Source organism: Spirillospora sp. NPDC046719, from assembly GCF_040645715.1.
Lineage (GTDB): Bacteria > Actinomycetota > Actinomycetes > Streptosporangiales > Streptosporangiaceae > Spirillospora.
Genome location: NZ_JBEYYT010000446.1, coordinates 1 through 7,498, shown reverse-complemented (window position 1 = coordinate 7,498; position 7,498 = coordinate 1). Strand labels below are relative to the sequence as shown.

4 protein-coding genes and 1 pseudogene are annotated in these 7,498 nt (G+C 73.8%); 4 read left to right on the top strand and 1 reads right to left on the bottom strand.

Annotation, left to right across the window (positions count from 1 at the left end):
* Positions 1 to 580: pseudogene (locus tag ABZ914_RS42460) on the top strand (hypothetical protein); the annotation flags it as partial.
* 150 nt (positions 581 to 730) lie between these two features.
* On the opposite strand, the gene ABZ914_RS42455 reads toward ABZ914_RS42460, so the two are convergent.
* On the bottom strand, positions 731 to 1,120 hold the full coding sequence (locus tag ABZ914_RS42455; protein WP_190863230.1) for a DUF5319 family protein: 390 nt from the start codon (positions 1,118 to 1,120) through the stop codon (positions 731 to 733).
* Positions 1,121 to 1,395: 275 nt separating this feature from the next.
* On the opposite strand from ABZ914_RS42455, the gene guaB reads away from it, so the two are divergent.
* The 3 genes from guaB to glpD all read left to right on the top strand — a co-directional run bounded on the left by guaB (position 1,396) and on the right by glpD (position 6,167).
* A complete protein-coding gene (gene guaB / locus ABZ914_RS42450; protein ID WP_500200420.1) occupies positions 1,396 to 2,892 on the top strand; it encodes an IMP dehydrogenase in 1,497 nt (498 codons plus the stop codon).
* A gap of 325 nt (positions 2,893 to 3,217) precedes the next feature.
* On the top strand, positions 3,218 to 4,333 hold the full coding sequence (locus tag ABZ914_RS42445) for a GuaB3 family IMP dehydrogenase-related protein (RefSeq protein WP_190863362.1): 1,116 nt from the start codon (positions 3,218 to 3,220) through the stop codon (positions 4,331 to 4,333).
* Between the two features lie 97 nt (positions 4,334 to 4,430).
* A complete protein-coding gene (glpD, locus tag ABZ914_RS42440) occupies positions 4,431 to 6,167 on the top strand; it encodes a glycerol-3-phosphate dehydrogenase (protein WP_190863235.1) in 1,737 nt (578 codons plus the stop codon).
* Positions 6,168 to 7,498: the final 1,331 nt, after the last annotated feature.

Genomic DNA, 7,498 nt, shown 5'->3' with positions numbered 1-7,498 from the left:
CTCCGGCCCGTCCGACCCCGGCCCCGGCACGCCGCCGCCGGCCCCCGGGCCGGGCCCGCGCCGCCGCGGCCCCCGCACCATCGTCGCGCTCGGCGTCGCCGGAGCCGTGCTGGCCAGCACCGGCGTCGCCGCCGCGGGCGGCGGCATCACCGAGCGCGCCGCGGCGTCCCCGCCCGCCGGCGCCGGCATGTCCTGCCCCGCCGAACCGCGCGCCAAGGACACCGACGCGGGAACCCACGCCGCCCCGGGCACCTCGTCCCCGGCTCCGGCGCCCGCGCCCACGACCGTCCCGCCCCTCCCGACCGCCCCGGCGCGTCCCGGCGCCAAGGCGCCCGCCGCCGACGACCCGGGCCGCCGGGACTACGAGCGCATGAAGCGCCGCCTGGAGCAGATCATCCGCGACGCCGAGCGCCCCCGCAGGTCCGCGCCGCGCCGCCCGGACGCACCGCGCTCGGCCCCGGCGATCCGTCCCGCGCTCCCGCAGATCCCGTCCGACGACGAGCCGCGCCGCACCATCGACGACATCCGCAGACGCACCCAGCAGCGCCTCAGCCCGTACGAGCGCCCGGACCCGGAGTAAGCCCCCGCCGGTTCCCCGCCGTCAGGGTGCCGACGGGGCGACGCCCAGACCACCGAGCCGCGCGGCGCGCCGACCGTCGGGTGCCGCGCTCGGCCGTGGGGTGCCGACACTCGGCCGTGGGGCGCCGGTGCTCCGCTGCGGGGGCGCCGGTCAGTTCTCCTCGCGGCCCTCTTCGCTGTCGATCACGCCGTCGACGTAGCCGCGGGCGTACTCCCAGCTCACGTAGTCGACCGGATCGGGGGAGAGGGCGGGCTCGTGCACGCGCGGCAGGCCCTGGTCGAGCAGGTGGCGCAGGTTGCCGTGCAGCAGCTCCCAGTCGATGTAGTGCAGCTTGCCGCAGTCGGCGCAGTCGACGGTGAGGCCGCGGACGCCGAGCGGCTCCAGCAGCGCCCGGAAGACCTCCAGGTCGGCGAGATCGGCCAGCACGTCCTCGCGCTCGGCGACGCTCAGCGGCGCGGCGTCCTCGCCGGGGTCGCCGAGCGACGCCGCCGGATCCTCCGGGTCTCCGGCGAACGGGTCGAGCGGGGCATCGTCGTGCACACCCTTACGCTACTGCGCGCCGCCCCGCCAGGTGCACCCCCCGGTCTCCTCTGTGCGCGAACAATCACTCTTCGTGTCCGTCAAGGCACCCGCGGGCAGGCCCGGAACGCCCGTCCCGCGGGGAATGCGGCCGGGCCGCGCGCGCGTTACGGGGTGTCATCAAGGCCACGTGCCCGGTGTCCGCAACAGCCCGTCCCGGCGCGGGACGACGGCCTACCATGGGGACAGGGTCGCCGTGACCTGGCCGGATACCGCCACCACTACGGAAGGCAACCATGAACCCCGCCGCCGAGCCCGCCAAATTCCTCCCGCAGGGCCTGACCTTCGACGACGTGCTGCTGCTGCCGGGCTACTCGGACCTGCAGCCGGGGGAGGCCGACACCACGACCCGGTTGACCCGCGAGATCTCGTTGCGGATCCCCCTGGTGTCGGCGGCGATGGACACGGTGACCGAGGCCCGCACGGCGGTCGCGATGGCGCGGCAGGGCGGCATCGGCGTGCTGCACCGGAACATGTCGATCGAGGAGCAGGCCGGCCAGGCCGACCGGGTGAAGCGGTCCGAGGCCGGGATGATCACCAACCCGGTGACCTGCCTGCCGGACGCGACCCTCGCCGACGTCGAGGAGCTGTGCGCCCACTACCGGATCTCCGGCGTGCCGGTGACGGACGTACGGGGCGTGCTGGTAGGCATCGTGACGAACCGCGACATGCGCTTCGAGTCCGACCTGTCCCGTCCGGTGCGCGAGGTCATGACCCCGATGCCGCTGGTCACCGCGCCGGTGGACGTGTCGCGGGACGAGGCGTTCCGGCTGCTGGCGGGCAACAAGGTCGAGAAGCTGCCGCTGGTGGACGCCGAGGGCCGGCTGAAGGGCCTGATCACCACCAAGGACTTCACCAAGAGCGAGCAGTACCCCGACTCCACCAAGGACGCCGACGGCCGGCTGCTCGTCGCCGCCGCGGTCGGCGTCGGCGAGGACGCGATCAAGCGCGCGCGGGCGCTCATCGAGGCCGGCACCGACGTGATCATCGTGGACACGGCGCACGGCCACTCCAAGGGCGTCGCCGACACCATCGCCACGATCAAGACCCAGTCGTCCGTCCAGGTCGTCGGCGGGAACGTCGCCACCTACGCGGGCGCGAAGCTGCTGATCGACGCGGGCGCGGACGCGGTCAAGGTCGGCGTCGGGCCCGGCTCGATCTGCACCACCCGGATCGTCGCCGGCGTCGGCGTCCCGCAGCTCACCGCGATCTTCGAGGCCGCGCGCGCCGCCAAGGAGGCCGGCGTGCCGGTGATCGGCGACGGCGGCCTGCAGTACTCCGGCGACATCGCCAAGGCGCTCGTGGCGGGCGCCGACACCGTGATGCTCGGCAGCCTGCTCGCCGGCGTCGAGGAGTCCCCCGGCGAGCTGATCTTCGTGCACGGCAAGCAGTACAAGTCGTACCGGGGCATGGGCTCGCTCGGTGCGATGCGCAACCGCGAGCGGGGCGGCTCCTTCTCCAAGGACCGCTATGCGCAGGCCGACGTCACCGCCGAGGAGAAGCTGATCCCCGAGGGCGTCGAGGGCCAGGTGCCCTACCGCGGCCCGCTCGCCAACGTCGCGCACCAGCTCGTCGGCGGCCTGCACCAGTCCATGTGGTACGCCGGCACCCGCACCATCCCCGAGCTGCAGGAACGCGGCCAGCTCATGCGCATCAGCCCCGCCGGCCTGCGCGAGAGCCATCCGCACGACATCCAGATGACCGTCGAAGCCCCCAACTACCAGGGCCGCTGACGCCGGTCCCCGTCGCCGCCCCCGGCACGCCCGCCGTCACCACCCGGCACGTCCGCAGTTGCCCCCGGGCACGTCTGCGGTCGCCTCTCGGCACGTCCGCCGTCGCCCCCGGGGCACGTCTGCGGTCGCCTCCCGGGCACGTCCGCCGTCGCCCCGCTCGGCCTGGTGCGGGCATCAGGCGGCGGCGTCCGCGGCCGGGGGTGGATCCGTCCTGGTCGCGGGGCGGGTCGCGGGCTGCCGTAAGCTCTTGCGGGGCTTGTTCCCGCCGCCGGCGGGAACACCACGCTTGTCCGCGAGGTGGAGGAAGGGCGCAGTGGCTGCTGAGGTGGAGATCGGCCGGGGCAAGAGCGGTCGGCGGGCGTACGCCTTCGACGACATCGGCATCGTCCCGTCGCGCCGCACGCGCGACCCCGAGGAGGTCAGCGTCGCCTGGCAGATCGACGCCTACCGGTTCGAGATGCCGCTGGTCGTCGCGCCGATGGACAGCGTGGTCAGCCCCGCCGTCGCGATCGCGATGGGCCGGATGGACGGCCTCGCCGTGCTCGACCTCGAAGGGCTGTGGACCCGCTACGAGGACCCCGAGCCGCTGCTCGCCGAGATCACCGAGCTGGACGACGCCCGCGCCACGCAGCGGCTCCAGGAGATCTACAACGCGCCGATCCAGGAAGAGCTGATCGGCCGCCGGATCCAGGAGATCCGCGACGCCGGCGTCACCGTCGCCGCGCGGCTGTCCCCGCAGCGCACCGCCCAGTTCCACAAGGCCGTCATCGACGCGGGCGTCGACCTGTTCGTCATCCGCGGCACCACCGTGTCCGCCGAGCACGTGTCCGGGCGCGCCGAGCCGCTGAACCTCAAGCAGTTCATCTATGACCTCGACGTCCCCGTCATCGTCGGCGGCTGCTCCACCTACACCGCCGCGCTGCACCTGATGCGGACCGGCGCCGCCGGCGTCCTCGTCGGGTTCGGCGGCGGCTCCGGGCACACCACCCGGACCGTCCTCGGCGTCGCCGTCCCGATGGCCACCGCCGTCGCCGACGTCGCCGCCGCCCGCCGCGACTACATGGACGAGTCCGGCGGACGGTACGTGCACGTCATCGCCGACGGCGGCATGACCAACAGCGGCGACATCGCCAAGGCGTTCGCCTGCGGGTCCGACGCCGTCATGGTCGGCTCCCCGTTCGCCCGCTCCAGCGAGGCGCCCGGCCGCGGCTACCACTGGGGCAGCGAGGCCCACCACGGCGACGTCCCCCGCGGCACCCGCCTGAACCTCGGCACCATCGGCTCGCTGGAGGAGATCCTGCACGGCCCCTCGCACGTCGCGGACGGTTCGATGAACCTGATCGGCGCGCTGCGCCGCGCGATGGCGACCTCCGGGTACACGGAGTTGAAGGAGTTCCAGCGGGTACAGGTGGTAGTGGCGCCGCGCCGGTCCACCGACTGAGAGCGACCCCACGCCGAATCGGGCGTTTCGCGGGTGGACCCGACCCTACTGTTGGGTAGGTACTGCTCGTAAACGAACCGATCTGGGGGGAATCGCGATGACGGGATCACCGGTGACCGGCCTCGGCAGCTCACGGCTCGGCCCCGCCGAACGGGCCGCCGCGCTCGACCGGATGGGCCGCGAGGAATTCGACGTCGTGGTCGTGGGCGGCGGGATCGTCGGGGCCGGTGCCGCACTGGACGCCGCGACCCGCGGCCTCACGGTCGCGGTCGTCGAGGCGCGCGACTTCGCGTCCGGGACGTCGTCCCGGTCGTCCAAGCTGATCCACGGTGGGCTGCGCTACCTGGAGCAGTACAACTTCGACCTGGTCCGCGAGGCGCTCACCGAGCGCAGCCTGCTGCTGCAGCAGATCGCGCCGCACCTCGTCCGTCCCGTCCCGTTCCTCCTGCCGACCACCCACCACGTGTGGGAACGCGCCTACTTCGGCGCAGGCGTCGCCCTGTACGACCTCCTGTCGCTCCAGATGGGCATGTCGCGCGGCGTCCCGCACCACCGGCACCTGACCCGCCGCGGCGCGCTGCGGCTCGCGCCGTCCCTGCGCAAGGACGCCTTCACCGGCGCCATCCAGTACTGGGACGCGCAGGTCGACGACGCCCGCTACGTCATGACGGTGCTGCGGACCGCCGCCGAGTACGGCGCGCAGATCGCGTCCCGCACCCAGGTCCTCGGCCTCCTGCGCGAGGGCGAGCGCGTCACCGGGCTGCGCATCCGCGACCTGGAGGCCAACACCACCAGCGAGGTCCGCGCGAAGCAGGTCGTCAACGCCACCGGCGTCTGGACCGACGACATCCAGGAGCTCGTCGGCGGGCGCGGCCAGATCCACGTGAAGGCGTCCAAGGGCATCCACCTCGTCGTCCCGAAGGACCGCATCCACTCCTCGACCGGGGTCATCCTGCGCACCGAGAAGTCGGTGCTGTTCGTCATCCCGTGGGGACGGCACTGGATCATCGGCACCACCGACACCGCCTGGGACCTCGACAAGGCCCACCCGGCCGCGTCCAAGGCCGACATCGAGTACGTCCTCGACCACGTCAACGCCGTCCTGAACACCCCGCTCACCCACGACGACGTCGAAGGCGTCTACGCGGGCCTGCGGCCGCTGCTCACCGGCGAGACCGAGGAGACGTCCAAGCTGTCCCGCGAGCACGTCGTGGCGCACCCCGTCCCGGGCCTCGTGCTGGTCGCGGGCGGCAAGTACACGACGTACCGCGTCATGGCGAAGGACGCCATCGACGCCGTCGCGCACGGCCTCGACGGCAAGATCCCCGAGTCCTGCACCGACCGGATCCCGCTCGTCGGCGGCGACGGCTTCCAGGCCATGTGGAACGCCCGCCACCGCCTCGCGTCCCGCTACGGCGTGCACGTCGCCCGCGTCGAGCACCTCCTGGGCCGCTACGGCACTCTCACCGACGACCTTCTCGACCTCATCTCCGACAAGCCGGACCTCGGCAAGCCCTTGTCCGGCGCCGACGACTACCTGCGCGCCGAGGTCGTCTACGCCGCCACCCACGAGGGCGCCCGCCACCTCAACGACGTCCTCGCCCGCCGCACCCGCATCTCCATCGAGACGTGGGACCGGGGCGTCGGCGTCGCCCAGGAGGCCGCCGACCTCCTCGCGCCCGTCCTCGGCTGGTCGAAGAAGCAGCGCGACCGCGAGATCGAGTACTACCGCAAGCGCGTCGAGGCCGAGCGCGCCTCCCAGACCCAGGACGACGACCAGGAAGCCGACGCCAGCCGCCGAGGCGCCCCCGACATCGTCCCCACCGCCATCTGACCCCACCCCGCCCAACCCGGCCATACGCCACCGCTCGCACCGTAGCCATGCCGCCTAGCCAGGCAGCCTGCCCTGCCGCGTGTGCCGCTTGGTCGGGCCGCTTGGTCGGGCCGCATGGCTGGGCCGCGTGGCCGTGCTGCCTGGCCGTGCCGCCCAGCCGGGCCGGGGGCCGGGTCGCGTGGCCGCGCTGCCTAGCCATGCCGCCCAGCCGGGCCGGGTGGCCAGGTCGCGTGGCCGTGCCGCCTGGGCGTTGACACCTGCGCCGCGCCGGCCGCCCAGGCTGGCCCCGCCGACTGCGCCTCGCCTACCAGTGGTGCAGCCCGCCAACGGGTGGCTCAAGGCCCCACGGCCGCTCGACCGCGCCGCCCGACGCTGCCACGCGCGCGGCCCAATCGTGCCGGTTGTGGCATGCCACCCAGCCCGACCGCGAGTGCTAGCCGACCGCGCCGATCGAGCCCCCAACCGGCGACGTCGGCTGCCCGTGCGAGCCGGGTTGAGCCGATCACGCTGGCCAAACCGGCCAGCCGCGCGCGCAGCCCAGGTGTGCTGCTGGATCTCGCCAGCCGAGGGACTCCCACCCGCACCGCTGGCCCGCGCCGACCGATTGCGTCGATCGCCCACCGACCGCGCCCGCGGGGGCCCGACCGTCCACACGACAAAGCCGCCCGGGCTTGCCGGTGTGCGGGGCACCACCCGTTGTGCCCCGCACACCGGGTGGTGCCATCCCACTTGGGTGGTGCCGCCTCACCGGTGGTGCCGCCTCACTGGTGGTGCCGTCTCACGGGCGGTGCCGTCCCAGCGGCGGTGCCGTCTCACCGGCGGCGCCAACCCACCAGCGGCGCCAACCCACCAGCGGCGCCAACTCATCAGCGACGCCGCCCCACTAGCTAGGCGGGTCAACGTCCGCGCTGCTCGACTGCGGCGACCGACGTTGTTGCACGAGCGGACTGGCCGTGCCGTTGGGCCCTGCTCACCGGTGCCTGCAAGCGCGCCGGGCCCAACGATGCGGCCGAGAGGGCCGCCCGGACGAGCTTTCGGTGGGTTGGCCCGCCGGTTGTGCCTCGCCGGCGGTGCCAACCCACCAGTTGGGTGAGGCAACCTTTCGCGTCGCTCGTCCGGGCCACCAGACGTGTGCCCGGCCAAGCCAACTGGGCGGGCCGGCCCGGGCGTTTGGGTGTAGCGGCTGGTCTCATCGCTTGCGCCACTCGACCACGCAGGTCGACCCGCCCAACCGGCGGGTTAAGCGTGCCGGGTGGGGGGGCGGTCTTGTGGGGGGGTGCACCGTGTCGCCGGGCCCTGGTGTCCGGGCGGGGGGGGGGGGTGCAGGTCGG